Raw genomic sequence first — 24,745 nt, 5'->3', positions numbered from 1 at the left:
CTTAGGGCAGCCTTCCTAGTTTTTCATTAAAAAAAGCGTCAATTCTACAATGGTCCTATCAACCGACAAAATGACTTAACATTCCAGTAAAACCAATTTAATGATATAGCACTATAATTTAAGAGTACAATAAGTAGCGGGGGTGCCGATCAGCGCAGAGAAAAGTCGCTTAAAGGCATTCCTACCAAGTCGGGCTACGATCGTGATGAGTGGCGTATGACGATGTGCGAAGAAGCCGGATACGGGGCAGACATCCGCTATGTAACTCCACCGATAATCGTGGTGCAGGATCTTGGGTCGGCAACCAGCTGGAAGACTATCCTGATGGAACTAATTGTTCATCGTTCAATAAGGTAAACATGAAGAGCGTTTAACTTTTTAAAAGGAGGCACACCGATTTGATAAGTGAGCTAACCGTTTCCTATTCCCAATTAATTGTATACAACAAAGGGATCAAAAAACCCTTTTTAGACTGGACAGATGCCGATATCAAACGTGGCTACATCCTGAGAGACGGAGTCATTTCTTTCGAGGCAGTGTCGGACTACAAATGTGAGATTGCTGTCTCTTCACCTCTCCATTATGACGAAAACGTGAATTCCACGCGCACGTTTTCTCTTCCTTTCAAGGTTGAAGCAGAAGGAATTATGGTATCAAGCGTTGGTGCCAACAGCTTGGAGTTCACCGTTGAACCTGGTGAATATACACTCTATGCTGATACCGTTCCACTGGGGCAGCCGAAAGCGAACGGCCTGTATAAAGTGCGCTATGAACTGCAGTTTGTACCAAATTAAAACGAAGTGAGGTGAGGAAGGCAGTGCTATGCGCACTGCCTTTTTGCATTTGGAAAAATAAACTGAAAAACAATGCCGCACGAATATTGCACCCAAGTGCTAGAAAGCGCTCAATGCACTAATAAAGATTTCAAAGTTCCTTTCTGTTTGCACTTCGGGGATCATTGACAAGTGTTCCGCTGTGAAACTTGTGATTCATGGCGTTATCCCGCCATGCTTTAGTAGAATCATAGTACTCCTGGTTCAGGTCGACGGTTGAGATCAAGATCCCTGCTCTATTCTTTGCAAGTCTTCCTGTTGTAACACCATCCGGCCTCATCCCTCCCCGCTTTTCTTTTGTATTCGGTCTCTTTAGCAGAATTCCTACTTTGAGCTTTTCAGTACGTAAAAAGAAAAAGAGGACAGACTTTAAATCTGCCCTCTTTACAATCAATCTATTTTTAGAACGATTCTGCCATTAATCGGTCCGTTTTCCATTCGCTCAAAAACTTCATTGATTTTTTCAAGCGGCTGTACTTCAATCATGGTTTTAACTTTTCCCTCTGCTGCAAATTGCAGCGCTTCTTGAAGATCTTTGCGTGTTCCTACGATGGAACCGACCACTTTAACTCCATTTAAGACTGTATCAAAAATGGGAATCGGCAATTCTTCCGGCGGAAGGCCAACCGCAACGAGAGTTCCTCCTCGTTTAACAGACTGATAGGCTTGGCTAAAGGCCGTTTTCGATACAGCGGTACAAATAGAGGCCTTGACACCTTCCAGTTGTTTTTGAATGATGGCTGCAGTATCCTCTTTAACTGCATTTATAGTAAGTTGAGCTCCTAAATCCTTTGCAAGTTCTAATTTATCATCACTCGTATCCACTGCCACAATATGAAATCCCATGGCTTTCGCATATTGGACGGCTACATGGCCAAGACCCCCGACTCCGAATATCGCTACCCAATGACCAGGTTTAGCTTCACTTACTTTTAAAGCTTTATAGGTGGTAACACCTGCACAAAAAATGGGTGCAACTTCTTCAAAAGATAAAGATTCTGGTACTTTAATCACATAATCAGCATCTGCTTTGCAATATTGAGCATAACCGCCATCTACTGAATAACCGGCATTCTTCTGATCTTTACAGAGTGTTTCCTGACCGCTCAAACAATACTCACAATGTCCGCATGCTGAATACAGCCATGGAATACCTACACGATCTCCAACTTTCAGATGGTGAACGCCAGGGCCTACTTGTTCAATCACACCAACACCCTCATGGCCCGGAATAAAAGGCAGCTTCGGCTTAACAGGCCAGTCGCCATGAGCGGCATGCAGATCGGTATGACAGACGCCGCATGCTTTAATCTTAACAAGAACTTCCCCGTGTTCGATTACGGGTGTCGGCATATCTTTTACTTCTAAGGATTGTTTAAATTCATTTACTACAGCAGCTTTCATTAGAATTCCTCCTCATAGACTGGTGTTATTGATCATTTCTTACGATCAGCACATCGCATCTCGCATAGCGAGTCGTATGCTCAGATACACTTCCCATGAACACCCTGTCTACCGCATTCATACCCGTCGCTCCACAAACTATAAGATCGGCTTTAACGTCGGGAGCAATGGATTTAGCAAGCGTCACTTTCGGTGAACCCAGCTGCATTACTTTGTTTACGTACGGCACCCCGGCGTTTTCTGCTTTATGTGCAAAATCGGTTAACAGTTCATCGCCGTATTCTTGTGCTTTTTCAGCCATAGCTGCATACCAGTCGTAAGCTGAGAAACTTCTTGTATCCACGACATGTGCTAGTGTTAATGTTTCTGCTTCATGTTCGAGCACCATTTCTACTGCCCGTTTAAAAGCCTTTTCTGAAGCTTCAGAACCATCCAATCCAACCAGTACATGTTTGTAGCGTTTAGCCATAACGCATTCCTCCCGAATATTAGTCTGCCTGCTCAACACACGCTTTGTTCCTGCTCTCTTAGTACACCTTGATTGTAATGGATTTACTTGCAGGAGTATGTGATGAACTTCACATATAAAACTAAAAAAAGACAGACCAGCGGCCCGTCCCCAAGACTTATTTACTTCCCTTTATCCAATCCGGCTTTAATAATGAGTACACACGCTGATCCCAAATTTCATCATCTGCTGATCCCTTCTGCTTTTGAACGGTGTGAACCTCTTAAACTACTATTTCATTCACTTTCTGCAGCAACTCTTCACTCCATCGCCAATCGCTGATCTTTACAGCATCTGTGACATGATGCACTTTGCTTGCCCCAACGATGGCTGAAGTGACTGCAGGCTGATTTAAAACCCAGGAAAGAGCGAACTGTGAGAGGCTCACCTTGTTTTTCTCAGCCAGTTGGCGATACTGGCTGACAAGTTCAAAATTTCGGGGAGTGAAATAATTTTGAATGAGCCGCTCTCCCTTTGCCGCCCGGCTTTCTTCAGGAACATCATCAGCATTCTTATATTTACCGGATAACATCCCTCTGCCCAATGGGCTGTATACCATCACGCCGACCTCTTCAGACTCACAAAACGGCAGCAGCTCCTGTTCAATCTCTCTGGACAGCAGATTATATTGCGGCTGCACAGAAACGTATTTCTCCAGATTCATTTTTTCACTAATTCCATGTGATTTCATGATCTGCCAGGCGGCATAATTTGAACAGCCGATATATCGCACTTTACCGCTTCGTACGAGATCATCAAGTGTTCGAAGCGTCTCTTCCAATGGTGTGTTGTTGTCAAAAAAGTGAACCTGGTACACATCGATGTAATCGGTTTGCAGGCGGCTCAGAGATCGATCTACTTCCTTCATTATATGACCTCGTGATAGACCCGATTCATTCTTGCCATGGCCCATTCGAATGCCCACTTTTGTTGCTAGGACAACGTTCTCCCTTTTTCCCTTCAGTGCCCGTCCGATAATTTCTTCAGACTCTCCTGTTCCATAGGGGATCTCCGTATCCTGGCCTTTTCCATAATAATTGGCCGTATCAATAAAGTTGATGCCCTGTTCCAGCGCGCTGGCTATGATGGAATGCGATGCCTCCTCGTCAATCCACCTGCCAAATGCCATCGTTCCTAAACAAATCGACGATACTTCCAATCCTGTCCTGCCTAATTTTTTATAGTGCATGCTATCACCTCTTAACTACAGTTCTACCACACCTTTTCAGAATGTTTAAATTTTTCGGCTTGCATGCACCCAATGTGCTGGCTTTGTAAGAAGCCGCGGCAGCTTTGTCCGGGCATCTCCTTTTGCTGCATTCACTTGGGCTTGGGTGAGGAAAATACTTTCCGTCAGATCAGCGCCTCTAAGATCAGCATCCCGGAAATCTGCTCCGATAAGGTCTGCCCCCCTAAGATCGGCTTCTCTCAGATCGGAAGCAATAAAATAAGCCCCTCTTAAGCTGGCTCCTCTAAAATCTGCTTTTCGTAAAGCAGCTCCCATAAAGTCCGCTCCCCGGCCAAAGCTTTTCTTATGATGTTGGGAGTGAATATGCTTTCGATACAATTCACTGACTTTTAAAAGAAGAGCATTAACAACTGCCCGGTGTGCCGGTATATCCAGTTCAACAATATCCTTAGGATCAAGCAGCGTAAGCCGTTCTGTCTTACTGAACACTGATCTCAGATCATCACGAATTGGAAGCGAGGTCTCCAATGTCAGTGCTTCATCCAAATACCAAAGCATTTCTTGAAGCTGCTGCATTTTAGGAAAGACGGTAAACATCAGATCTGCTCTGACTGAATCTGTTCGCCAGTCTTTGCCCTCGAACGTTACTTTTGAAACTTTTTGCCCCGCTCCAAAACAGTCATATACGGAACAGCCTCTGAACCCTTCCTGTCTTAAATTTTGATGGATCGAGCATTTAAAATCCAGTGTTAAATTAGAGCAAGGAACCCCACCGTCTTTATCGACTGGGAAATCTGCCGATGCAGCAAAAGGCAGTGCCGTACAGCACAATCCGAAGCAACTCTCACAGTCAGCACGTAAATCATTTCGGTTTGTTCGTAGCTGGCTTGTACCATTGGCAGTGTTGGACAATACGTACACCCTCTTTGTTTAAATTTTTATCGTTTCAGTTTCAATACATCCTGTTCGTATCTGCAGGCAGGTGACGGATATATTTTAAATGTGCGGTTACTTTTTGGTCTTCCTCATAGGGATAACTGAATCCCAAGCAGTCTGCAAGTTCAAAGGCTGCCTTCCGGAAAAGGCTGCCCATCTCGAAAAGGGCTTCCCACATATTCTCATACTCACCGTCCGTATAGGTTTTAACGAACTGATCATACTGCTCAGGCTTAAGCAAGAACATGAAATACTTGCCGTGCTTTCCGGAATCTACAGAAAAGTCGTGCCTCATTCCAATATGCCATTTCAGCATAAGTACGAGCATATCGCGGACTGGCCCGTCAAACATCGCTTTGGCATATGGAAGTTCACGCCTCCATAATCCTTTGGCAATATAGGTACTCACCCACCAGAACTCGTTGCAGCAATCCGAAAAATCTTTTTCTGAAGGACGATTTGTTATGTAGTCTCGATTACTTGATTCAGGCAAATCAGGAAAAATCCCGTCCTTGTCCAGAACCACCTTACTCAAGCTGTCATGCACCATGTCTTGGACCTTTTCTTCAGAATAAAAAGTAAGATCGATGCGTTCACCATCCATAAACTGCATCAGATACGTAAACTTTTCGTTCGTTCCCCATAACTCCCGCGTCCCCATGGCATCAGGGGTCTGCATGATCATGATTTCACCGAATGATGAAATCCAGCTTCGGTTTTTAATATAGTACGGTACATCTTTTGTAACAAAAAGAACATCGTAGTCTTGAAAAATATCCGGCGGCACGTTCGGATTTACACGGGAACCATTCAAAATAACAGCTCGAATCCGTTTTTCCTTCTTTGCAAACTCTACTATTTTTCCAAGCATGTTTTCCTTCTCCCCCCTTTACTGCTACATTCCTTTTCTTCGGCTTTTTTTCTTTTTTAATTCGTAAATGCTGGTTACATTGTCCTTATGTTTTTTGGAAGAATTTCCGGATCCCGGGTACATTGCTGTGGCTGCGACCATACTGAACAGCAGCAGTACGGACCATAAGGTTTTTTTTACCCAGGCAACATCAATCCAGACGGTAAGCAGTCCAATGAAAATGGTCAACACGAACAAACCGATCCATACTTTATATAAAGAATCGCCCTTCTGCTTCATATACTCTCTCCTTCAACCAATGCTTACATTAATGTATGAAAAAAACGCCCGGTTCTATAACCAGGCGTTCATTCATTCTATACTTCTCCCCTAATCTCCTGCTTTACCCCGCTCTTTTTCATAAGCGGCAGCAAGGTGGCCACTCCTACAAAAAGGAGGAGTGCCGCCACTTCATAGATCAGAACGATCGATAAGTGCGATTTCATCCAGCCTGCGACCGACATGGTAATCACCATCGCTCCCATAAAGAGCGGATTTAAGATGCCGTTGACACGCCCAATGAATGCCTCTTCTGTATTTTGCAGAATCATTGTATTGATCCCGATATGGATGCATGGCATAAAGAGACCGGAAAAGAATTGAGCTGCAAGTGTGAACCATAGTACAGTTGAGAATCCCATTCCGATAAAACCAATCGCGCTAGCCGCCAATCCCATCGCTAATAGCACCTGTGGCATGATTTTTTTAGACATGGAAATGGTCAATCCTCCCCCAAGAATCATACCAATTCCAAAGGCCGCCATCAGCCATTGCAGCTGTTCTTTAGGAAGTCCGAGCCGTTCAGTTATCAAAAAGACACCGAGCGGCTGAGTCAGGCCAATCGCGAGCCCGGCAGCTGCAAAACAGCCCCCAAGCAAGGTTAAAGGCTTGCTGCCTAACACATAACGAAAGCCATCCTTCATTTCCTGCATTAATGTCGTGGTTGCTTTTTCCTCATCATCTACACGGTCTGCAGGCAGCATAAGAAGGGTACCCGCTGATAATAAGAACGCCACGCCCATGACACCAATCGCTGCCATGATGCCGAAATGCTGATACACGAATGTACCGATAATCGGTCCAAGAATCATAAACAGAGCAAATACCGTTTGATACATCGACATCCCCATTTGGACAAGTTCTGCCGGGACATGAAGCTTAAAGAGCTTCATTCCTGACGGCTGTGAAAACTGAGAAAGGATGGAAGATACGAGGGTCGCAAAGAAAATGACCTTCCAGCTTCCTAGTATCAAGGTTAAAAGAACCACAAATACTGATATTGCACTTAAAAGATCGCACCATACCATCGTCCGCTTCGGTCTCCAGCGGTCTGCAAACGTCCCGCCAATAAAGGAGAACAGAAAGATTGGCGCGAATTCCGCTACCGAGATGAGGGAAACGGCCACTGGATTTTCGTTTGTTTTTTCAATAACGTACAGCAGGATGGAATAGTTCCTTACCCAAATGCCAATCTGCAGAAAAAAAACAGAAAGCAATATCGTCCGGATAAAACGGTTCTGGAATAATGCACCCATGCTTACTTTTGGTTGAGATGTTGTCTCGTTCATAAAAAATAACCTCCTGATCCATCATTCTGGACAGGAGGCTCTTGTTACGCCGCAAAAAAGACAGAGAACATGCGCGCAATTCGGGCATGCTTCTAATTGGGCTGAATCAAAAGGCTGTACTAATCCTATCCAGAAAAAAATGATCGCAATTGTTTATACGAATGTTTTTCTAAGAAATAAGATTAGTTATTCATCGCCCTTTGTTCACCCTTCCGATTAGCATTACTTTTATACTACTCCATTATAGTCAAAAATTCAAGATACATTCATAAAAATGACCATTATTTCCAAAAATAATACAGTACTACTATTAAAGGAGGAAAACAGCATGAAAAAACACCTTTTAAAATTCTCGCTGCCGCTGTTTGCTGCCTGCTTAATCTTTTCACCTTTAAGCGCGCAAGCTAAAACAGCACCCCGTGTCCAGCAGCAGTGCCTGAGCGTTTCGGCCGTAAAACTTCAGGGAGACTTGCGAAAGCTCTGGATCGACCACACCATCTGGACAAGAAGCTATATTGTCAGTGCAGTCGCAGGATTAAAGGACCAGGATCAAGTCCTGGCGAGGCTTTTAAAGAACCAAAAAGACATAGGAAATGCCATCAAACCTTACTACGGAGAGGCAGCAGGCAATAAATTGGGCGAGCTGCTGACCGAGCACATCGTTCTTGCAGGAAAATTAACAGCGGCCGCTAAAACAGGAAATCAGGCAGACTTCAAAAAATACAACACCGCCTGGTACAGGAACGCAGACGATATCGCACGATTTTTAAGCTCTGCCAATCCGAATTGGCCGGAAAAAACGTTAAAGGAGATGTTATATATCCATCTCCAATTCGTTACCGATCAAGTCGCTAATCGCCTAAAGCAAAATTGGAACGGCGACATTTCAGCGTTTGATCTTGGCGAGGACCATATCATCAAGATGGCCGATACACTAACCGGCGGAATCATTAAGCAATTTCCTAACAAGTTTCAATAATGCCAAATGGGAAGGAGCCACCAGGGCTGCCTTCCCTTTTTACTGATTAAACCTTTTGGAGAGACTCTCCCTCTACAAGAGTTACACCGATTTTTTTAGAAGGTGCTGTTTCCTTTCGGATGAGTTTGATCAGCTGCTCCGCCCCTGCCGCTCCCCACTCCCGCTTGGAGTAATCAATAGTTGTTAGGCGTGGATGCGTATATTGTGCGACTTCAATATTGTCAAAACCGATAATGTGAATGTGCTTTCCTATGCGGTACTCTGTTTTAGACAAAAAATTGTACATGCCGATCGCCATCTCGTCGTTCAGACAAAAGACAGCGACTGGGCCGGAGTACGATTCAACGATTTTTCTCGCTGCTTTCTCTCCTGTCGGTTTGTTAAAATCGCCTTGGATGACATGGCATTCAAGGCCGTTCTTTTCAGCCGTGGCCAGTGCCTGCTGCAGGCGCTGATCGGAATCAAAGGACGCTTGAGGGCCTGTCACGATGATCAGCTTCTTATGACCTTGATCTGCGGCATGTTCAATCGCAAGCTTTGCTCCGGTTTTATTGTCAAGTAATACTTGAGTGATATTTTCATGCTCCAGTTCACGATCCAGAACAACAAGTTTATGGCCTCGGTCTGCGTAACTGATCAGTTCTTCACTTGAAAAATTGGCGTCCAATATAATGGCACCGTCGATCATTCCTTCAGGGAGAAAACGGTGGGATTCCTTGCCGCTGCATACGATCAGCTCATATCCATGGTGTGCCAGCTGATCGAGCATCCCTTGCTGCAGTTCACCATAAAAAGCACCACTGTAATTGGTTAAGAAAACACCGGCAATTTTTGTTTCCCGCTTCTTTAGCGTTCGAGCCGCTGCGTTAGGAATATAGTTCAATTCCTTTGCGATTGCTAAAATTTTAGCGGTGGTTTCCTGCGTGACTTTCCGGCTTCCATTCAAGGCATACGATACGGTTGAAATGGAAACACCAGCTTGTTTTGCAATATCCTTAATACTGACCACCTGGACACACTCCAATCTGTCTATGAAAACGTTATCTCTATTATACATCGTTCTGGCATTTTGATGGTAATTGCTGTTAGATTTGAAAAGTACAAGCGCCCTGTTCAAGTCCGACAAGCGCTCGAGCTGGACACGGTTCCTGCAGTTACAACCTGACCTCAATCACATTTGTTACTGACTTATCCTGTTGATATACAGCCTCAAGCTCACTCTTACTGATCTTAAAACCGCCTTTTCGGTAACGGTTAGAGAAACGATCAGCAGAAATCGGATTTCCATTAACGGACACTCCGCTCTCATGTTCCCCGCTTAGATCATAGTGGAACGAAACGGGCACTCCATTCACATGAAAATCAAACACTAAGCCGTCCAATTTTTTAGGCAGAACAGGGTCAATGACAAGGATATCTCCTTCTTGCCGGACGCCAAGACAGCTTGAGATGAGCTGATTCATAAAGATTCCCGGACCGCTGGAATAAATGCGCCATCCGCCCTTTACCTGAACGGTCCCCTCTCTAAGTTCTTTAAAGCGTTCTTGTGCTTCATAACGTGTATTGAATTTACCGTCCGAACTGCTGAAGTACGCATTGCTTTGTCTTCGCTCAGCGTTTGGTACCACATTCTGGATACCGATCGGATTGATTACAGCCAGTCCGTCCCAAGCTTCTTCAGTTTTTCCAAGCTTGGCCATCGCCTCTACAAAACGGATATGAGCGTGGACATATTGAAGGCCCACTTCTCTTCCGAAATTCGCTGCCTGCTCCGCACGTTTAAAATGGGTGCTGACACCTCCTGCATAATGGGCCGGTTGGTTCATGAGCCTTACACCATCCGGGCAGAGCATATGATTTTTGATCAGCTCATAATGTTCTGCTGCCTGTTCTGGACTTAAGAGTTCACTGATCATGCTTCGCGTCATCGGAAGCAGGCGATACTGAATGCCCGTCTTTGTATCCTTCGGGTGCAGCATCAGTTCTTCTTTCCCTGGTTCCTCCATGTAAATAAAGCCTGGAATCACACCGTCTGAAAGAATGTATCTGTTAAAATCAGACTCAATCCCCGCAGCCAAGTCCTTAAGCTCATCCGCCTGGGCTTGATCAATCGCTGCAAGCTGCCTGGAAAATTGAGTTATCACTTGATAGGTTAACGACACGGTCCAGCTGCTGATCATATATTGTTTCAATTGAGCATTTGCAGGCTGAAGCGTATCATCCCAATCCCCGTCTCCATATGACGAAAGATAGGTATCATGCAAAAAGTTTTTCTTTATATAGTCGATTTGTCTCTTTACGTGGTCAAAAAGGGATTCCTCTTTCACCGTAAACTCACCGTTGTTTTCAGTGTACGGAATGATCTCCTCAAGCAAGCTGTAATCACTTGTTGCCGCTAAATAATCACTGAGCGCTTTTAACGGCCAAACGATAATATCCCCGTGGCTCTCCTGCTGCTGTATTTTGTAATAACGGTCAAACATGAACCACTGCGGCCAATTGCCGGTGCTTTCGTATTGGTGGGAGTAGACTGTCTTAATAATTTCACGAATAGCTTTATAATTTTGTGTCGCTGTAAAATATTCTGCAGGCCCCTGGCATACGTCTCTCGTTCCCCAAGCGGCGCCTCCATACTGTTCCAAACCATGGGGCACAGAATAATGAACGAGCATGTTGTGCGTATACCACCATGAGATCGCGTTCACCTTCTGCAGTTCTTCATTATCACCGCTATGCTGGCTTACACGAAAGCCATTGTTAACAGAATGGTAGAATTCCCGAAATCGTTCAATTTCTTTTTCAGTATCTTTCTTGGTGAAATGAGATTCTTCTCCGTAAAGCTGTCCCTGAACAGAAAGCATCCATTCACTTGCTGCTTCAAGTTCAAGCACAGCGAGCGAACTTGATCCTGTTTCAATGCTCTCGCCAAACAGCTCCTCATCCCTTACTCTCATGTTTGTTCCCGTTACATTCATGTCATATCGAAGGTTCGGATACGTCTTTGCACTGTCTGATGATTCATCTGCAAAGAACGAGAGAACATTCCCGCTTTTCTCCATACGGTACGGGACTTCATATTCATTGTTGTTCATAGAAATCTGGTTCGTTACAAGGAAACGATATGGCTTCCCGCTTAACGATTGGACTTCCAAGTGAATAACAGGAGAATCAACAGTTGTATAGCTGGTGATTCTCAATGTCTCCTTGGCAGTTTTATAGAACCAGCGGGCATAATTAAATCCGATCTCGTAGATGGAAGGCATGGTGAGCAAGCGATACTGCCCATCCATTTCCACATAGATCCGCTGTCCGGAAGTTTTCATCACATTCAGCGCATTTCTCATATTCGTCATCATTTTATTGAACGAGGTATTGCCCTTAACGATATGTGAGTTAAAAACACCATACATGAAGGAAGTGGACGTAATGACTTCTTCCGTGATGCCTGCATTGTTTCCGGATACAATAATATGTCCGTGGGGCCGTTCGACGATCAGCTCTTTTTCCTTCAGAACCACGTGCTCATACGTTGCAGTAAAAAAAGAGAGCAGGCTTTCACCGTCGTACTCTTCCAATTGGCGGTCAGGGTAGAGTTGGTTAAGTTCTTCTTCTGTGAACGAAATAGACGTAAGCGGATCTCCGAATCTGGAGGATAACTGTACTGGCTCTAAAGCATTGTATTCTTCTGGCTTCTGACCTTTGACCTTATCCCAAGCACTCAGTAACTCTTGTTGAAATGCCAGTTCAGCTACCGCTTCTGGATGATTTTCTTTAAACAGTCCGTAAAAAACAAACCGTTCTTTTCCGGATAGTAATACTCGAGATGACTGAAGAGCTGTGAATACAAATTCATATTGATAGACTTCATTTTCAAGCTTTTCTTTTTTTAGGATCTCAGGCTCATTCGTTTCTTTATAGGAAAGCCCGAAGAACTGATATCCATCCGTCGAAAAGGCTGTGGCCTTTGTTAAAGAACCTTGCTGCAAATAAGGAAACCCTCCGGAGTTCGGCTGGTTTTGACGCGAGCAAACAACATAGCCCTTTTCCTCATCTTCGTAAACAGAATGATCAATATATTGAGAAACGAAAGCTTCATTCGTCCGTACTGCTCCTTTATCTGCAAGCCCGATATCCTGTGCATAAATAACATCAATATCAACGCCTTTGCCTTCCGTTTCAACCTCCCAGAACCAAACGCCCTGGCTGGTAAGGGAAAATGTAACCTTATAGTGCACATCTGCTGACTTACCTTCCCAAACCACTTGTGATGCTGAATGGCTGACCTTGCTGTTGGAATGGCTGCCGAGCATTGGAAAATATTGAATGCTATCCCCACTGTGAATGCGCAGATACAGATTGTTCAGCGCGCCATCAATTGGATTGGACTGCCATTGGTTAATCATGATTCCTTGATGAACCGCTTCGAAAAGATCTCCGCTGTTTAAAAAAGTAAACCTGTAGTTCCCTGCCTGTATATCAAATGTGGGCATTGTTTTGGTAATCATGGATCCCCCTCAAATCTTTCAATTTATTTAACTAACGAAAACGTTACTTCTTTCACATTGGAGCTGCAAGGGCCCACATAAGCGGTATAGGCTCCGGGATCGCTCGCTAACGTTAAATCTGAATGATGGTATCTCAGTTGTTCTTCTTTTAAAGTAAAGATGATTTCCTTTTTCTCTCCTGACACAAGCGCCACTTTCTCGAACGCCTTCAACTCTTTCAGCGGACGGACAACTTCACCCGCCATGTCTCTCACATAAAGCTGCACCGTCTCTTCTCCATCCCGATCTCCTGTGTTCGCGACTGTAATGGATAGCTGAATCGCTTCACCCGGTTTTAAAACATTACTTGATAATACCGGCTCTCCGTAGCTGAATGACGTGTAGCTTAATCCAAACCCAAACGGATAAAGCGCTTCGTTTGGCACATCAAGATACTGAGAAACATAGCGTTCTTGTGCATCTGGTGCACCTTGAGGCCTCCCTGTATTAAAGCAGTTATAATAAACCGGCACCTGCCCCACCGAATGTGGAAACGACATTGACAGCTTTCCGGACGGATTTACTTTTCCTAAAAGAAGTTCTGCCACCGCGTGGCCTCCTTCTGTTCCAGGAAACCAAGCTTCGAGGATAGCGTCTGACTGCTCAGTAACATCCCTAAGATCGAGAGGACGGCCGTTAAACAAAACGGTGACAATTGGTTTGCCAATTTTTTTTAAAGCTGAGAGCAGTTCGTGCTGAATTTCAGGCAGTCTGATGTCGCTTCGGCTCCCGGCTTCTCCGCTCATATCCGAGTTTTCGCCAAGCGCAAGAACAACGATATCTGCATGAGCTGCTGTTTCCAGAGCCTGCTGAAGCTCTTCCTCCGTACCAGTTTCAATACCGCAGCCTTTTGCAACGGATAATCTATCATGAGCCAGTCTTTCCTTCAGCCCATCAAACAGTTGAATCGCTGCTTCTCTAGAACCTTTCCATGACCAGGGCCCAAGAATATCTCCGTTTTGTGCAAATGGGCCAATCAGTGCAACCTTTTGGCCGGATTGAAGAGGAAGGACATTTTCATTTTTTAATAGAACGCAAGACTTGGCTGCAAGTTCTCTCGCCACTGCTCTGTGCGGCTCACTCATGATCACTTCCTGCTCTCTTTGTTCATCCGTTCCGCGATGAGGGTTTTCAAACAGCCCGAGCTTCTTCTTTAATGCAAGAATGCGGAGTACAGCTTCATCCAGCAGATCTTCTGATACTTCACGGTTTTCAATTAACTCCTTTAAGTGATTCACATAGCACAATGTCATCATTTCAATATCGACACCCGCCGTAAGCGCTTTGGAGGCTGCTTCTTTTTCATTCACTGCCACACTATGGGGAATCAGTTCTTTTACTGCACCCCAGTCCGAGATGAGGACGCCGTCAAAGCCCCATTCCTCTCTCAAGAGACCGCGCATCAGCCTTTTATTTCCTGAGGCTGGTATGGCGTCCACCGTGTTAAAAGCGGTCATGACCATCTCACAGCCTTCATCCAATGCTGCTTTATAGGCCGGCAAGTACATTTCCCTCAGCTGCCGTTCAGACATGTCTACAGTATTATAGTCACGTCCCCCTTCCCCGGCTCCGTACGCCGCGAAATGCTTGACGCATGCTGCAACACGGGAAGTATCGGATGTTAGGTCATCTCCTTGAAAACCACGAACAAAAGCGCGAGCAAATTCACTGTTTAAATAAGGATCTTCTCCTGTGGATTCCATGACTCTTCCCCATCGCGGATCGCGGACGAGGTCGACCATCGGAGCAAACGTTACATGAACACCTGCTACAGAGGCTTCAGCGGCGGCAATCTCCGCACTTTTTTCCGCAAGCTTGATATCCCATGAGCACCCGATCGCAAGCGGTACCGGAAAAATCGTCTGAAATCCATGAACAATGTCCGCCATGATCAAGAGCGGAATGCCCAGCCGGTTGGTTTTAAGATGTGCTTCCTGTATCTCACGCACCTCTTTCGCGCCGGATGCCCCAAGGACCGAACCGCTATTTCTGACTGTTTCCTTCGTAACGCCCATTTCTGCCATCGGCCCCGTTATCTCTCCTTGTTCTTTTGATCCTTCAAAAAAAGGAGCGGCCAGCTGCATAAGCTGAGCAATTTTTTCATTTAGAGTCATTTCTTTTACAAGAGAATGTAATGTTTGGTCTGACATTTCATTTCCTCCAATCGGCTTTATGTGCAATATAGATGTAACTTATCATTCCGAAATACATAGAAACGTTTCGATTACTATTCAAAGAGGATTATAAAGGGTTCAAAACATCATCGTCAATGAAAGAATTGAAACGTTTCACTTATGTCTCTTGCTGAATCCCTTGCAGGCAAAGGGATTCATAAACATAAATAGTTAGAATACTTATTTTTTTAAAAATACATTTGAAAAATTCAGTTGTAAACGATTTCATTATGAATTATAATAGCCCTGTCGAAACGTTTCAATAAAAAGCATTGAAAATCTTCTTCTATATTTTTTTGCTAGTAATAGAAACGTTTCACTGAAAAGGAATACTTTACTAGAATTAACCTGCAGTGAAGAAGTAAAATGGAGAAGACCCAAAAATTGATCAACGTATAGGGGGAGCAAATATGAAAAACTGGTTACCTAAACTCAACAAAAAGCTAATCGTCGGTTCTTTGGCAGGAGCATTACTCATGTCAGGTGCGCTCACAGGCTGTTCAGCCAGTTCATCAGGAAGCGGAAAGACAGTGATTAATGTCTGGGGAATGGGAGAAGAAGCCAAATCATTACCCAAGATTGCCGAAGCCTTTGAAAAAGAAAATCCAAAAATTGATGTTAAGGTTCAGGCGATCCCTTGGGAGACTGCCCACGATAAGCTGCTAACAGCTGTTGCTGCTAAAAAAGGGCCTGATGTTTTGCAGATGGGAACGACATGGATTCCAGAATTCGGATCCGCGAAAGCTTTGCTGGATTTAAAACCTTATGTGAAAAAATACCCGGAGCTCGACCCGTCCAACTATTATGCCGGTTCTATAGAAACAACCAATTATAAAAACCAAACGGTCGGTGTTCCATGGTATATCGACACACGCGTCCTCTTCTACCGTACCGATCTTTTAAAGAAAGCCGGTTTCAGTGAGGCTCCAAAAACGTGGGAAGAACTAAGTGCAGCTGCCAAGAAACTGTCTGAGCGCGGCAAGAATAAGTACGGCATCAGCCTTGATGTCAAAGAACAAAGCTTAGGCTTTATGTTCGCCCGACAAAACGGAGCGGAATTGCTCGATAGCCAAGGCAAACCTCATTTCAATGATCCAAAGTTTGTGGAAGCGGTCGATTATTTAAACAGCTTCTTTAAAAACGGATCTGCGCCAAAAGACGCTGGTATTGATATCGTACAAGGATTCCGCGGCGACGGTATTCTGCCAATGTTTATAAGCGGTCCGTGGATGGTTAAACTCATTAACGACCAGGCACCAGACTTAAAAGGAAAATGGGCAACCGCTGTCCTTCCTAAAAAGGAAAACAATCTATCAGCACTTGGCGGTTCCAATCTTTCTGTCTTCCAATATACAAAACACAAAGATGCTTCACTGAAATTCCTGGCATTTATGAACAAGCCTGAAACTCAGCTGAAATGGATGAATATGACAAATTCTCTTCCTTCTACTAAAAAAGCATGGGAAGATCAGTCACTGAAAGACAACAAGTTCTACACAACGTTCGGCGAACAGATGAAAGATTCCAAACCAATGCCTGTCATCAAACAATGGGAGCCGGTCGCTCAAGAATACTTAAGCAGCTTTGAAAAGATTTACCGCGGCCAAACCACACCGAAAAAAGAAATGAACGCGTTCAACAAAAAAGCGGAGGATCTTTTAAATAAATAAAGACAAACCCGGATAACTAGCAGACTTTCTGCTAGTTATCCCTTTACATCCCCAGATTAGATCGATGTGCAGAAAGGAGCGAAACATGAAAGCCATAAACACCAAAACGCCTTACTTATTTATCGCACCTGCCCTTCTCCTTTTAGGCCTGTTTTCTCTGTTTCCAATCGTCGTTGCTCTTGTCATCAGTTTTACGGACATCAGTCTCGAAGGTTTGGGCGACTGGTCGATGATTCATTTTGTCGGATTGGAAAATTACATTCAGGTTTTTAAAGATCCTATTTTTATGAAGTCCTTGTTTAATACGCTTTTTTATGTAGTAATCGGTGTGCCTTTGGTCATTGTTTGTTCTTTGGCCATCGCTTTGTTGATCAACTTCGGCAAATCACGCATTTTCCGGGCATTCCGTGTGATCTTTTACATGCCTTCGATCACAAACGTGGTAGCAGTCGCCGTTGTATGGAGCTACCTGTACAATCCACAGCTCGGACTATTCAATTATGTACTGAATTGGCTTCACCTGCCTCCTGTTCCATGGCTCACCGATCCGAACATGTCAAAAGTATCACTGATCGCACTCGCTGTCTGGCGGGGAATCGGTGTGAACATGATTATCTTTTTGGCAGCTCTCCAAGGGATACCGAAAACTTACTATGAAGCGGCACAGCTTGACGGAGCAACCAACTGGAAGCAATTGACGAAAATCACCCTTCCGCTCCTGCGTTACGCGATCTTTTTCGTTTCAATCACTACCATGATCGGCTGGCTTCAATTTTTTGAAGAACCGCTAGTCATGACAAAAGGCGGCCCTCTCGACAGTACCACCTCTGTTGCGCTGTTTATTTACAGAAATGGCTTCCAGCTCAGTAATTTCGGATATGCCGCTGCCGGATCTTTCATTTTGTTTATTGCGATCATTATCATCACACTGCTTCAATTCCGATTGCAGAAAAAAGAGGTGGACTATTAAGATGGAGAATTTAGAGATGACTGCGATAAAAGCAAAGACGCAAGCTAATGCTTCAGTTAAAGCCCGAAGAACGGCCAGTGGCCAGCAATGGGTAACCGGCATCATTTTGGCTCTCGGTGGATTTCTCGTCTCTATTCCATTTATTTGGATGATCTTATCTGCGTTCAAACCGGAAATGGAAGTCATGCAGATCCCGCCAACCTTTTTGCCACATGAATTTACGCTTGAGAATTTTACCAACCTGTTTGAAAACATGAACTTCACGGTTTATTTGCGGAACACAATCATCGTAGTGCTTTGTTCATTCGCGGGTTTGTTCTTAAACGCGATGGCGGGATATGCTTTTGCCAAGTACCAATTCAAAGGGCGGGAAAAATTGTTCTACCTCGTACTCGCTACGATGATGATTCCCGGGCAAGTAACGATGATCCCCGTATACCTGATCTTGAACCAGCTTCACCTGACGAATACGATGGCCGGAATTGTTTTACCAGGATTAGTCGGGGCGTTCAGCATCTTTTTGTTCCGTCAGTTCATGTCTACCATTCCAGATGAGCTGCTTGAAGCCGCACGCCTCGATGGAGCCAGTGAATTCCGGGTGTTCATTCAGATTATCCTGCCGATCTCTAAACCCATCCTGGCTGTTCAGGGGATCCTGACATTTATCGCCGGCTGGAACAGCTTCCTATGGCCTTTGATCATCGCCAACGATGAAAAACTGTATACCCTGTCTGTCGGGCTTTCTCTTTTAAAAGGACAATATGGCGGCAACTTCGCCTTGCAGATGGCCGGTTCAACCTTTATGGTCGTACCGATCGTGATCATCTTCATGCTGTTTCAAAAGCATATTATTGAGGGCTACACCATTTCGGGGATGAAATAAAGCCAAGCACGCAGACTTTTAGCAGTCTGCGTTTTTTTTTGTGTGTGCACCTGCCAGTGTGAGAGTTCGTAGTTTACTATAATCAGCTTTTGGCGGGTAAATGTGGTGTTTTGGCGGGTATTTTTTTATTTTGGCGGGTAAATCTCTCATTTCCGCGGGTATTTCTCACGTTTTCGCTGGTAAACAGCAATCAAGCATCCAAATCACACAAAAAAAGAGCGGCATACCCACTCGGGCAGCCGCTCTTTCATTATTTAATCGAAAACTCTTCCCTTTTCAGCAAATCTAGTGGTTTTTCCGCGATAGGATCTTGATGGAAGTAATTACGGATCACATCATGCTTCACATGGTTGGCGATCGATACCATGATCATTCCCTGATCCAGCGCCAGGTAGGCTTTGGCCACTTCCCCGCTCTTTACATTTACGGAGTCATAAAACCCATATTTCCCATAAACGTGCAATTTACTAAGCTCATCAAGGTTTTTACGGACGGCTGTTGGTGCATAGTCCAGTGCAAGAAACGATGCATGAGCCGTTACCGTACCATCATCTTTATAACCCGATGTTCCAAGCGGTGTTGCTGCGAACTCACTGTAGCCTTCAGGAGTGGCAGCAGGAGAGAATCCCCAAGCCCTATAGCCTTTCTCCTTCGCAAACGCCATTTGCAGCTGCACATGCCGCTCGTTATTTAACCCAAGTGCGTTCTTGCCATATTTTTTCTCATTTAACACAAGGCCCGGCATCAGCCCTTCAAACATGCTTCCTCCCCAGCTCGGTACATACTTTACACCCTTGTACTCATAATGCCCCTCGAAAACTGAGACACCGTCATACTCTGCAGTTGGTCCTTCTGGAGTCTGTGACTGCCAATCCCATTCAGGCGGAAGGGTTCTGTACATTTTCCACCAATGATCCCTTGGTACATCTCCTTTGCCGATGGCGATATAACTCCCCAGTCTTGGCTCGGTATAAAACATCCCATAATGATGTTCAGTCAATTTACCCGTCACAACATCATAGCCGCCACGGAACTGTCCAACTTCCGGATCATAAAGTGTCTTGTAATCCATCGCCTTTACAAGTTTGCTTGTTTGCGGCTAGAGCTCCTTATACGCCTGTCCTGCGGTCATTAATCCCGCCGTCAGCCAGCTATTGTCTACCTGCGAAATAAATTGTCCCCAGTCCGTTTTAAGAGAGCCGTCCGTATTGTACCAATTGTAAAATAAGCCGTTCCACTTCTTTAAGCTGTTCAGTGTATGGAGTGTTGTTTGGATGCGCTGAACGGCTTCCTTTCGCGAAATAAAGCCCATTTCCTGCGCAGATATGGTACTCAGGAGATACATTGAAATATTGGTGGGTGATGTATGTTTGGCTTCGTCAACTTTCCCGTTTGGGAGCCTGACCGTATCACTCGTTAACCCCGTTTTTGGATCGGTATAATCACTAAAATAAGAATAGGTATCCTTTGCAATCGCTTTCAAATCATTTTGAAATTCAGCCTGGTTATGTTCAGAGGCATGAGCCGCAGTAGCTGAACAGAAGGGAAAAAGAATACAAACTGAAGCGATCACCACATTCATTAGTTTCTTCATTTTTTCTCCTCTCACTGATTTATTTTATTTTATCGAAACGTTTCACCAACATTTTATCATTCTATAGTTTTAACGTAAACTTATTTTCTGAATATTTAGTATCCATCCATTAAAACAGTACTTTTGACATCCGCAAAAGGTTTCACTTTCATTTAAACTATTGGCTGAACTGCTTTTTCTTTCGCTTGCCCCATGGCTTAATCACAGAAATAACAATGACAAAAAGCAATAAGCAGGTCTGAATAACCGCACTGAAAATCATCATATTTCGATCATGAAGATAGGTGGATCCTTTAAGGCATCCAGCCCTTGTATTGATGTTATCTTGATTGTGCTTTGGACCCAAATGTTTAAAACACTTCCGATGCCCAGTGTGATGAGAGTGATGATTTCTTTCGTGATAAGCCAGTAATGTTTTACTAATCCCCAATGGGTTTTAATCGACAAAAAGATCCCTGTGATCGTGACGCCTAAAAGGCCTGGAATGATCATGGATATGTCGGTTAGATGCATAAAGTGATGCAAGACTTTGAGCACATCGGGGTGATTTGCCGTTACCGCCGTAAGGATAAGGAGCCATTGTGTAAAGCGCTTCAGCAGTTGTTCATGGTGAACCACAGTTTCTGTTTGGCCTGCATGTTCTATTGGACGGCCTTAAACATAATAAAAAGCTCAACTCTTAAAAGTGCTGAGCATTTTATTGTTAAAATAGCTTGGACACCTGGGTTGAAGAAAATAAACGGTAAAGAACCGTATATGGCTTTAAAATTGTAAAAGGAAGCGGAAATTGCGAATTGTGTGCCATGGGAACAACCACCCATATCGTTGTACATGGGAGGATTTCAAACCCGTACCCTTTAACAAAGCATTTCCTTGATGGGTTCAAAAATATGAAGAAATTAAAAAGCAAACAAACTAAAAACGGAACACCTCTAAGAGGCCTTCCGTTTTTGTCTTCATTTGAGCTGCCACCAGCGTTTTTTTGAAGCCTCTACAAGCTGTGCTATCGCTTCTTTCGTCTCAGAGATCTGTTCTTTAATGGCAACCAATTCTTCCTTCAGCTCAATATTTTGATGGGTGAGATCATGCAGCTGCCGTGACAGCCACTCCAGCTCACTATTCTGCTGTTCATCTTCGACGAGAGCATCGGAGGCTTGAGCAAAACCTAAGTTTCCAAGAAGGCCATCGTCTTTTAACAAGTTTGCAGCCATCATCATCATGCTGCTAAGATCAATGGAATCATCGTCTTTGTTGAGAATGCTTCCTGCTAAATTCATTATGCCGTTAACATCCAAAGCCTCTCTGCCGCTAACCTCTTCACTCTCTTGTTCTTGAATGTCATTTTTTTCTGTCATACTATCCGCTCCCCCTGTATGCATCGTAGGCAAATACCCATAAACATCGTATGCACCGCAGAGGAATTTTGTTAAAAAAACTTTTAATATTCGTTTGAAGCGATAGTACCCACCTGTTTTAAGAGAGGCGATGGATTTTGCACCATGCTGTTTACCATATTCATAAGTTCAGGAACAAAATGAACATCACCTTGTTCCCACCGCACACTCCATTCTCTCAAATTTTCTTGAGCGGACTGAATTTGCTCCTGTTTTTCTTCTTGCAGCAATTCAATGACATGCAATAGGACATTAATATGATTGACTGACAGCAGATCGGTCCTGTAACACTCTTTATTGGCATATTCTGCAGCATCTTTAATGATGTGAGCAACGTCTGTAGGATCCGGCTTATTGGGTTCAAATGTTAGGATGCGTTTCATGGTGATCCCTCCTGCATCTGAATTGAATTTTAAAAGTAGGAATTCTCCTACACGCTTTATCTTTGACATTAGGAAAGCCAGTCCTGCTTTTTCTTTTCGTATTTTTTCGAAAGTTTCCGATTGATTTATGGAAATTGGAAGAAAATCTTAGGGGAATACGGCGATAACATTCAGAACGTGCAGAATTGCAATAAAAAATCTCCGGAAACATGAGCTTCCGGAGATTTTTCTCATAAGGGGATCTAGTTTCTATGCTGATTAAGCACTAAGAATCGCAATGAGCGCATCCCGGATAATTGTTTGCTGCTCTTGTGTACCAAGAAGTACCGCTACGAGCAATGCAACCAAAAGGAGTAATGCAAGCACAATTGTGACTAGAGTAATCATTCCCTCACCTCCTTATAAAGAGGATACAAAGGGAAACCCTTATGAAACTAGTATATGCGAGTCTATCAATCCCGATTGGTGCAGCTATCCCTAGAAATAAAAAAAGGCTGTCCAATTTGATAGAAAGCAGGACTTGACGATAGACTTGTATAAGGCCAAGCTATAAGTATACTGTACTTGGAGGGATATTCTATGGGTTCTACTGCTCTTGAAGATGTAATGCAGCTATACCGCCAGTTGATTGAAGCCTGGAACGAACGAAACAGTGCCGGCATGGCGGAACTGTTTCTGACAGGGGGAGAATTAATCGGATTTGACGGCAGCCACGTCATCGGAAATAAAGAAATTTTTTCTCACCTTGAGCCGATTTTTGCAAATCATCCGACTCCCGCCTATGTCTTTAAAGTTAAAGGCATTAAGCTATTAAGCAATGAAAGTGCCCTTTTACGGTCGATCGTCGGAATGGTGCCGGACGGGAAAGATGATTTGAACCCCGACCTTAACGCTCATCAGACCCTTGTTGCCGTTAAAACGAATGGAATGTGGAGAATCGAACTCTTTCAAAATACACCTGCTCAATTTCATGGCCGGCCTGAGCTCATCAGGGAAATGACAGAGGAATTAAAGAACAGCTTTTTTGAGTGAATGACCTTCAGATACAAAAAGGAGTCCAATCGGGTATGATTGAAACTCCTTTTTTTATGTCCTAGTTAGGCGGATACCGCCTTCATATCGGTTTAAACCATAGTTCTCTGTCATCCTCAGGATCCCCATTATAATTCACCAGAATTTCTTCATCCGCATTAATGTCTTTATACGCGTAAAAATCAATCATTAACTCACTTTTTTTAAGTTTATACTTGGCATTTGGGGAATAGGAATGATTAAACAGCGATCCGTAACCCAGTGCGATGGCATACCCATCACCCCAGTTAAAAACATAGTCCGCCAAGACCGTTTTAATCATATATTTGCATTCTTCTTTAGGACTCGCTATAACGGGAGCTCTATGGATCAGCTCTCCTTTTTTTATGCTGCGGGTAGCAAAGATGCCTCTGCCAAACCGCGATGGCCTTATTTCAAACATGAATACACAACCTTTCTTTCTTCGATTGTTATATTCATCGTATTCAAAGTTCACAAGCCCTGTACTGGATAAAATAAAAAAGGGCACATGGTGCCTGGCACCTTTAATCAATAAGTCCCAGTCAATCTCTTTAGATACAATAAAACCCTGGCGCGCAGAGCAACCAGGGTCTTCATTTGGTTAAATTTAAGGCCGGAAAAAACGATGTTCATAAATCGTTTTTTTCTCATTGATCCGCAGTTCCAAAATAAAACGATAATGTGACGCCCGATGGATTTTAGCTTCAAGCGTACTTTTAGCCTGGTTGACTGAAATGAAGGTATCGTTCGAAAAAATGATGTCTGATGTGTCGGAGGAGGTTGCCTTGACCTGTTTTACATGGGCCTGAGCAATCCAGATGCATGTGTCATTGTTCGGAGATTCAAGAGGAATGAAAAAGATGCCCAGCTGCTCACTGATAACAATTGGAGCCCGAGACCGGATTCCCATTATATGAGAAGCCCCATCCTTCCGGCCCTTATAGCTTGACCCATAGTAACCGCAGCTAAAAGTGATAACAGACTTGGGTTTTCCGCAAACACACAACGTTCTGTTTCTTTCAAGAACCTTCGTATGTAACTTGCCATACTCATCGCAGAAAGGCAGTAATGCCATGGTGTCTACATTGATTTCATATTGTTTATTTGGAACCATCACCTTATTTGTCATTAACCACTTACCCCTCTCAATTGAAAGATCCCCAGCCCCCTGGGTGATATAGACACTGCATTTTACCTCAATAACATTCCTCCTTCTGTGAACCAATCAGTTACACTTCTTAATTATACCAAAAATTCTGAACTTTTCTACAATATTTTACAAAATAATCCTTTTATCTGTGAAAAAAGACTCAGTTCGACAAGAATCTATTGCAGCTTCAGATCCTCTTCCTCCACATCCCGCAGCTGCACGCCGTGTACCATTCATTGTGGTATCCGCTATGTCTTGCCTCCTCTTCTTTTATAGCCAGCCAGCTATTTCTGCTCCATGGTCTCCGCCCTTTTTATCCGGTCCCACTGCTTTCTGGCATCTTCTTTTAACTTTTGGTTGGTACTGCTGTTCAGATCCCGAGCTGTCGCCCTTACCAAGCGCTTACCCTGAAAATCCATAAACTGAATGATAATCTCATTGGTAACGGCCATTCTTTCCTTATACATAAAATGATACCGAATTTGCTCATCCAATTTAATCACCTCAATATAACGAACGTTTGTTCTTATTATAAATTGTCAGCCTGCCATTTTCAATGGAATTTTTAGTAAATATACAACATTTACAGACTGGATATAAATG

General features: G+C 43.9%; 26 protein-coding genes and 1 pseudogene. 7 read left to right on the top strand and 20 right to left on the bottom strand.

The annotated features are described in order from the left end of the window. Window positions 1–126 precede the first annotated feature (126 nt). Both M1K46_RS06105 and comJ read left to right on the top strand, forming a co-directional pair. Window positions 127–374, top strand: a pseudogene (locus M1K46_RS06105) (hypothetical protein); the annotation flags it as partial. Between the two features lie 24 nt (window positions 375–398). Beyond that, a complete protein-coding gene (comJ, locus tag M1K46_RS06100) occupies window positions 399–794 on the top strand; it encodes a competence protein ComJ (protein WP_091005990.1) in 396 nt (131 codons plus the stop codon). A gap of 130 nt (window positions 795–924) precedes the next feature. On the opposite strand, the gene M1K46_RS06095 is transcribed toward comJ, so the two are convergent. The 8 genes from M1K46_RS06095 to M1K46_RS06060 form a co-directional block, all read right to left on the bottom strand. Then, window positions 925–1,113 (bottom strand): hypothetical protein, encoded by a 189-nt coding sequence (locus tag M1K46_RS06095; RefSeq protein WP_256225361.1) that lies wholly within the window; start codon window positions 1,111–1,113, stop codon window positions 925–927. Between the two features lie 110 nt (window positions 1,114–1,223). Beyond that, entirely contained in the window at window positions 1,224–2,237 is a 1,014-nt protein-coding gene (gene adhP / locus M1K46_RS06090) for an alcohol dehydrogenase AdhP (RefSeq protein ID WP_256225360.1), read from the bottom strand. Window positions 2,238–2,262: 25 nt separating this feature from the next. Beyond that, window positions 2,263–2,706 (bottom strand): universal stress protein, encoded by a 444-nt coding sequence (locus M1K46_RS06085; RefSeq protein WP_256225359.1) that lies wholly within the window; start codon window positions 2,704–2,706, stop codon window positions 2,263–2,265. A 262-nt stretch (window positions 2,707–2,968) separates the two neighbouring features. After that, complete coding sequence (locus M1K46_RS06080) at window positions 2,969–3,934, bottom strand: aldo/keto reductase (protein ID WP_256225357.1); 966 nt, start codon at window positions 3,932–3,934, stop codon at window positions 2,969–2,971. A 45-nt stretch (window positions 3,935–3,979) separates the two neighbouring features. Then, window positions 3,980–4,846 (bottom strand): pentapeptide repeat-containing protein, encoded by an 867-nt coding sequence (locus tag M1K46_RS06075; RefSeq protein ID WP_256225355.1) that lies wholly within the window; start codon window positions 4,844–4,846, stop codon window positions 3,980–3,982. Window positions 4,847–4,886: 40 nt separating this feature from the next. Further along, window positions 4,887–5,741 carry an aminoglycoside 6-adenylyltransferase gene (locus M1K46_RS06070; RefSeq protein ID WP_256225354.1) on the bottom strand — a complete coding sequence of 285 codons (855 nt, stop codon included), beginning with the start codon at window positions 5,739–5,741 and terminating at the stop codon, window positions 4,887–4,889. Between the two features lie 24 nt (window positions 5,742–5,765). Next, a complete protein-coding gene (locus M1K46_RS06065; RefSeq protein ID WP_091005981.1) occupies window positions 5,766–6,020 on the bottom strand; it encodes a hypothetical protein in 255 nt (84 codons plus the stop codon). Between the two features lie 77 nt (window positions 6,021–6,097). Continuing rightward, window positions 6,098–7,348 carry an MFS transporter gene (locus M1K46_RS06060; protein ID WP_256225353.1) on the bottom strand — a complete coding sequence of 417 codons (1,251 nt, stop codon included), beginning with the start codon at window positions 7,346–7,348 and terminating at the stop codon, window positions 6,098–6,100. Window positions 7,349–7,676: 328 nt separating this feature from the next. On the opposite strand from M1K46_RS06060, the gene M1K46_RS06055 reads away from it, so the two are divergent. Then, window positions 7,677–8,327, top strand: a complete 651-nt coding sequence (locus M1K46_RS06055; RefSeq protein WP_256225352.1) for a glycosyltransferase — start codon at window positions 7,677–7,679, stop codon at window positions 8,325–8,327. 46 nt (window positions 8,328–8,373) lie between these two features. Here the strand turns inward: M1K46_RS06055 and M1K46_RS06050 are convergent, their stop codons facing one another. The 3 genes from M1K46_RS06050 to bglX form a co-directional block, all read right to left on the bottom strand. After that, complete coding sequence (locus M1K46_RS06050; protein WP_256225351.1) at window positions 8,374–9,336, bottom strand: LacI family DNA-binding transcriptional regulator; 963 nt, start codon at window positions 9,334–9,336, stop codon at window positions 8,374–8,376. A gap of 145 nt (window positions 9,337–9,481) precedes the next feature. Beyond that, entirely contained in the window at window positions 9,482–12,832 is a 3,351-nt protein-coding gene (locus tag M1K46_RS06045; protein WP_256225350.1) for a GH36-type glycosyl hydrolase domain-containing protein, read from the bottom strand. A 23-nt stretch (window positions 12,833–12,855) separates the two neighbouring features. After that, complete coding sequence (gene bglX / locus M1K46_RS06040) at window positions 12,856–15,021, bottom strand: beta-glucosidase BglX (RefSeq protein WP_256225349.1); 2,166 nt, start codon at window positions 15,019–15,021, stop codon at window positions 12,856–12,858. 434 nt (window positions 15,022–15,455) lie between these two features. Between bglX and M1K46_RS06035 the strand changes: the two genes are divergently transcribed. The 3 genes from M1K46_RS06035 to M1K46_RS06025 all read left to right on the top strand — a co-directional run bounded on the left by M1K46_RS06035 (window position 15,456) and on the right by M1K46_RS06025 (window position 18,568). Then, a complete protein-coding gene (locus M1K46_RS06035; RefSeq protein WP_256225347.1) occupies window positions 15,456–16,715 on the top strand; it encodes a sugar ABC transporter substrate-binding protein in 1,260 nt (419 codons plus the stop codon). Window positions 16,716–16,800: 85 nt separating this feature from the next. Beyond that, entirely contained in the window at window positions 16,801–17,685 is an 885-nt protein-coding gene (locus M1K46_RS06030; protein WP_062239665.1) for a carbohydrate ABC transporter permease, read from the top strand. 16 nt (window positions 17,686–17,701) lie between these two features. Further along, complete coding sequence (locus M1K46_RS06025) at window positions 17,702–18,568, top strand: carbohydrate ABC transporter permease (protein WP_053358320.1); 867 nt, start codon at window positions 17,702–17,704, stop codon at window positions 18,566–18,568. 250 nt (window positions 18,569–18,818) lie between these two features. Here M1K46_RS06025 and M1K46_RS06020 read toward each other — a convergent pair whose 3' ends face one another. The 6 genes from M1K46_RS06020 to M1K46_RS05995 form a co-directional block, all read right to left on the bottom strand. Then, window positions 18,819–19,640 (bottom strand): glucoamylase family protein, encoded by an 822-nt coding sequence (locus tag M1K46_RS06020; RefSeq protein ID WP_256225346.1) that lies wholly within the window; start codon window positions 19,638–19,640, stop codon window positions 18,819–18,821. Window positions 19,641–19,667: 27 nt separating this feature from the next. After that, window positions 19,668–20,162, bottom strand: coding sequence for a DUF3131 domain-containing protein (locus M1K46_RS06015; protein ID WP_256225344.1), 495 nt, complete (start codon window positions 20,160–20,162; stop codon window positions 19,668–19,670). Window positions 20,163–20,423: 261 nt separating this feature from the next. Next, a complete protein-coding gene (locus M1K46_RS06010; protein ID WP_256225343.1) occupies window positions 20,424–20,780 on the bottom strand; it encodes a hypothetical protein in 357 nt (118 codons plus the stop codon). 338 nt (window positions 20,781–21,118) lie between these two features. Further along, window positions 21,119–21,517: a hypothetical protein gene (locus M1K46_RS06005; protein ID WP_248252101.1), complete on the bottom strand. Its 399-nt coding sequence runs from the start codon at window positions 21,515–21,517 to the stop codon at window positions 21,119–21,121. An 83-nt stretch (window positions 21,518–21,600) separates the two neighbouring features. Then, window positions 21,601–21,939, bottom strand: a complete 339-nt coding sequence (locus tag M1K46_RS06000; protein WP_062239654.1) for a hypothetical protein — start codon at window positions 21,937–21,939, stop codon at window positions 21,601–21,603. 258 nt (window positions 21,940–22,197) lie between these two features. After that, entirely contained in the window at window positions 22,198–22,326 is a 129-nt protein-coding gene (locus tag M1K46_RS05995) for a hypothetical protein (protein ID WP_256225341.1), read from the bottom strand. A gap of 192 nt (window positions 22,327–22,518) precedes the next feature. On the opposite strand from M1K46_RS05995, the gene M1K46_RS05990 reads away from it, so the two are divergent. After that, the gene (locus M1K46_RS05990; protein ID WP_256225339.1) at window positions 22,519–22,971 is read left to right on the top strand and encodes an SgcJ/EcaC family oxidoreductase; all 453 of its coding nucleotides are present in this window, start codon (window positions 22,519–22,521) and stop codon (window positions 22,969–22,971) included. Between the two features lie 82 nt (window positions 22,972–23,053). Here the strand turns inward: M1K46_RS05990 and M1K46_RS05985 are convergent, their stop codons facing one another. The 3 genes from M1K46_RS05985 to M1K46_RS05975 all read right to left on the bottom strand — a co-directional run bounded on the left by M1K46_RS05985 (window position 23,054) and on the right by M1K46_RS05975 (window position 24,636). Next, a complete protein-coding gene (locus tag M1K46_RS05985) occupies window positions 23,054–23,413 on the bottom strand; it encodes an SET domain-containing protein (RefSeq protein ID WP_053355049.1) in 360 nt (119 codons plus the stop codon). 186 nt (window positions 23,414–23,599) lie between these two features. Continuing rightward, the gene (locus M1K46_RS05980; protein ID WP_256225338.1) at window positions 23,600–24,121 is read right to left on the bottom strand and encodes a competence protein ComK; all 522 of its coding nucleotides are present in this window, start codon (window positions 24,119–24,121) and stop codon (window positions 23,600–23,602) included. Between the two features lie 305 nt (window positions 24,122–24,426). Further along, complete coding sequence (locus M1K46_RS05975; RefSeq protein WP_091005960.1) at window positions 24,427–24,636, bottom strand: hypothetical protein; 210 nt, start codon at window positions 24,634–24,636, stop codon at window positions 24,427–24,429. Window positions 24,637–24,745 lie beyond the last annotated feature (109 nt).

It is taken from the genome of Fictibacillus sp. WQ 8-8 (genome assembly GCF_024494405.1).
Lineage (GTDB): Bacteria > Bacillota > Bacilli > Bacillales > Fictibacillaceae > Fictibacillus_C > Fictibacillus_C marinisediminis.
This window is presented reverse-complemented; position numbering and strand designations above follow the sequence as displayed.

What these genes read in the sequence shown, in the direction of transcription:
- M1K46_RS06095 (WP_256225361.1), bottom strand. Translation starts at nt 1,113, where the DNA reads ATGAGGCCGGATGGTGTTACAACAGGAAGACTTGCAAAGAATAGAGCA.
- adhP (WP_256225360.1), bottom strand. Translation starts at nt 2,237, where the DNA reads ATGAAAGCTGCTGTAGTAAATGAATTTAAACAATCCTTAGAAGTAAAA.
- M1K46_RS06085 (WP_256225359.1), bottom strand. Translation starts at nt 2,706, where the DNA reads ATGGCTAAACGCTACAAACATGTACTGGTTGGATTGGATGGTTCTGAA.
- M1K46_RS06080 (WP_256225357.1), bottom strand. Translation starts at nt 3,934, where the DNA reads ATGCACTATAAAAAATTAGGCAGGACAGGATTGGAAGTATCGTCGATT.
- M1K46_RS06070 (WP_256225354.1), bottom strand. Translation starts at nt 5,741, where the DNA reads ATGCTTGGAAAAATAGTAGAGTTTGCAAAGAAGGAAAAACGGATTCGA.
- M1K46_RS06065 (WP_091005981.1), bottom strand. Translation starts at nt 6,020, where the DNA reads ATGAAGCAGAAGGGCGATTCTTTATATAAAGTATGGATCGGTTTGTTC.
- M1K46_RS06060 (WP_256225353.1), bottom strand. Translation starts at nt 7,348, where the DNA reads ATGAACGAGACAACATCTCAACCAAAAGTAAGCATGGGTGCATTATTC.
- M1K46_RS06055 (WP_256225352.1), top strand. Translation starts at nt 7,677, where the DNA reads ATGAAAAAACACCTTTTAAAATTCTCGCTGCCGCTGTTTGCTGCCTGC.
- M1K46_RS06045 (WP_256225350.1), bottom strand. Translation starts at nt 12,832, where the DNA reads ATGATTACCAAAACAATGCCCACATTTGATATACAGGCAGGGAACTAC.
- bglX (WP_256225349.1), bottom strand. Translation starts at nt 15,021, where the DNA reads ATGTCAGACCAAACATTACATTCTCTTGTAAAAGAAATGACTCTAAAT.
- M1K46_RS06035 (WP_256225347.1), top strand. Translation starts at nt 15,456, where the DNA reads ATGAAAAACTGGTTACCTAAACTCAACAAAAAGCTAATCGTCGGTTCT.
- M1K46_RS06030 (WP_062239665.1), top strand. Translation starts at nt 16,801, where the DNA reads ATGAAAGCCATAAACACCAAAACGCCTTACTTATTTATCGCACCTGCC.
- M1K46_RS06025 (WP_053358320.1), top strand. Translation starts at nt 17,702, where the DNA reads ATGACTGCGATAAAAGCAAAGACGCAAGCTAATGCTTCAGTTAAAGCC.
- M1K46_RS06020 (WP_256225346.1), bottom strand. Translation starts at nt 19,640, where the DNA reads ATGGATTACAAGACACTTTATGATCCGGAAGTTGGACAGTTCCGTGGC.
- M1K46_RS06015 (WP_256225344.1), bottom strand. Translation starts at nt 20,162, where the DNA reads ATGAAGAAACTAATGAATGTGGTGATCGCTTCAGTTTGTATTCTTTTT.
- M1K46_RS06005 (WP_248252101.1), bottom strand. Translation starts at nt 21,517, where the DNA reads ATGACAGAAAAAAATGACATTCAAGAACAAGAGAGTGAAGAGGTTAGC.
- M1K46_RS06000 (WP_062239654.1), bottom strand. Translation starts at nt 21,939, where the DNA reads ATGAAACGCATCCTAACATTTGAACCCAATAAGCCGGATCCTACAGAC.
- M1K46_RS05995 (WP_256225341.1), bottom strand. Translation starts at nt 22,326, where the DNA reads ATGATTACTCTAGTCACAATTGTGCTTGCATTACTCCTTTTGGTTGCA.
- M1K46_RS05990 (WP_256225339.1), top strand. Translation starts at nt 22,519, where the DNA reads ATGGGTTCTACTGCTCTTGAAGATGTAATGCAGCTATACCGCCAGTTG.
- M1K46_RS05985 (WP_053355049.1), bottom strand. Translation starts at nt 23,413, where the DNA reads ATGTTTGAAATAAGGCCATCGCGGTTTGGCAGAGGCATCTTTGCTACC.
- M1K46_RS05980 (WP_256225338.1), bottom strand. Translation starts at nt 24,121, where the DNA reads ATGACAAATAAGGTGATGGTTCCAAATAAACAATATGAAATCAATGTA.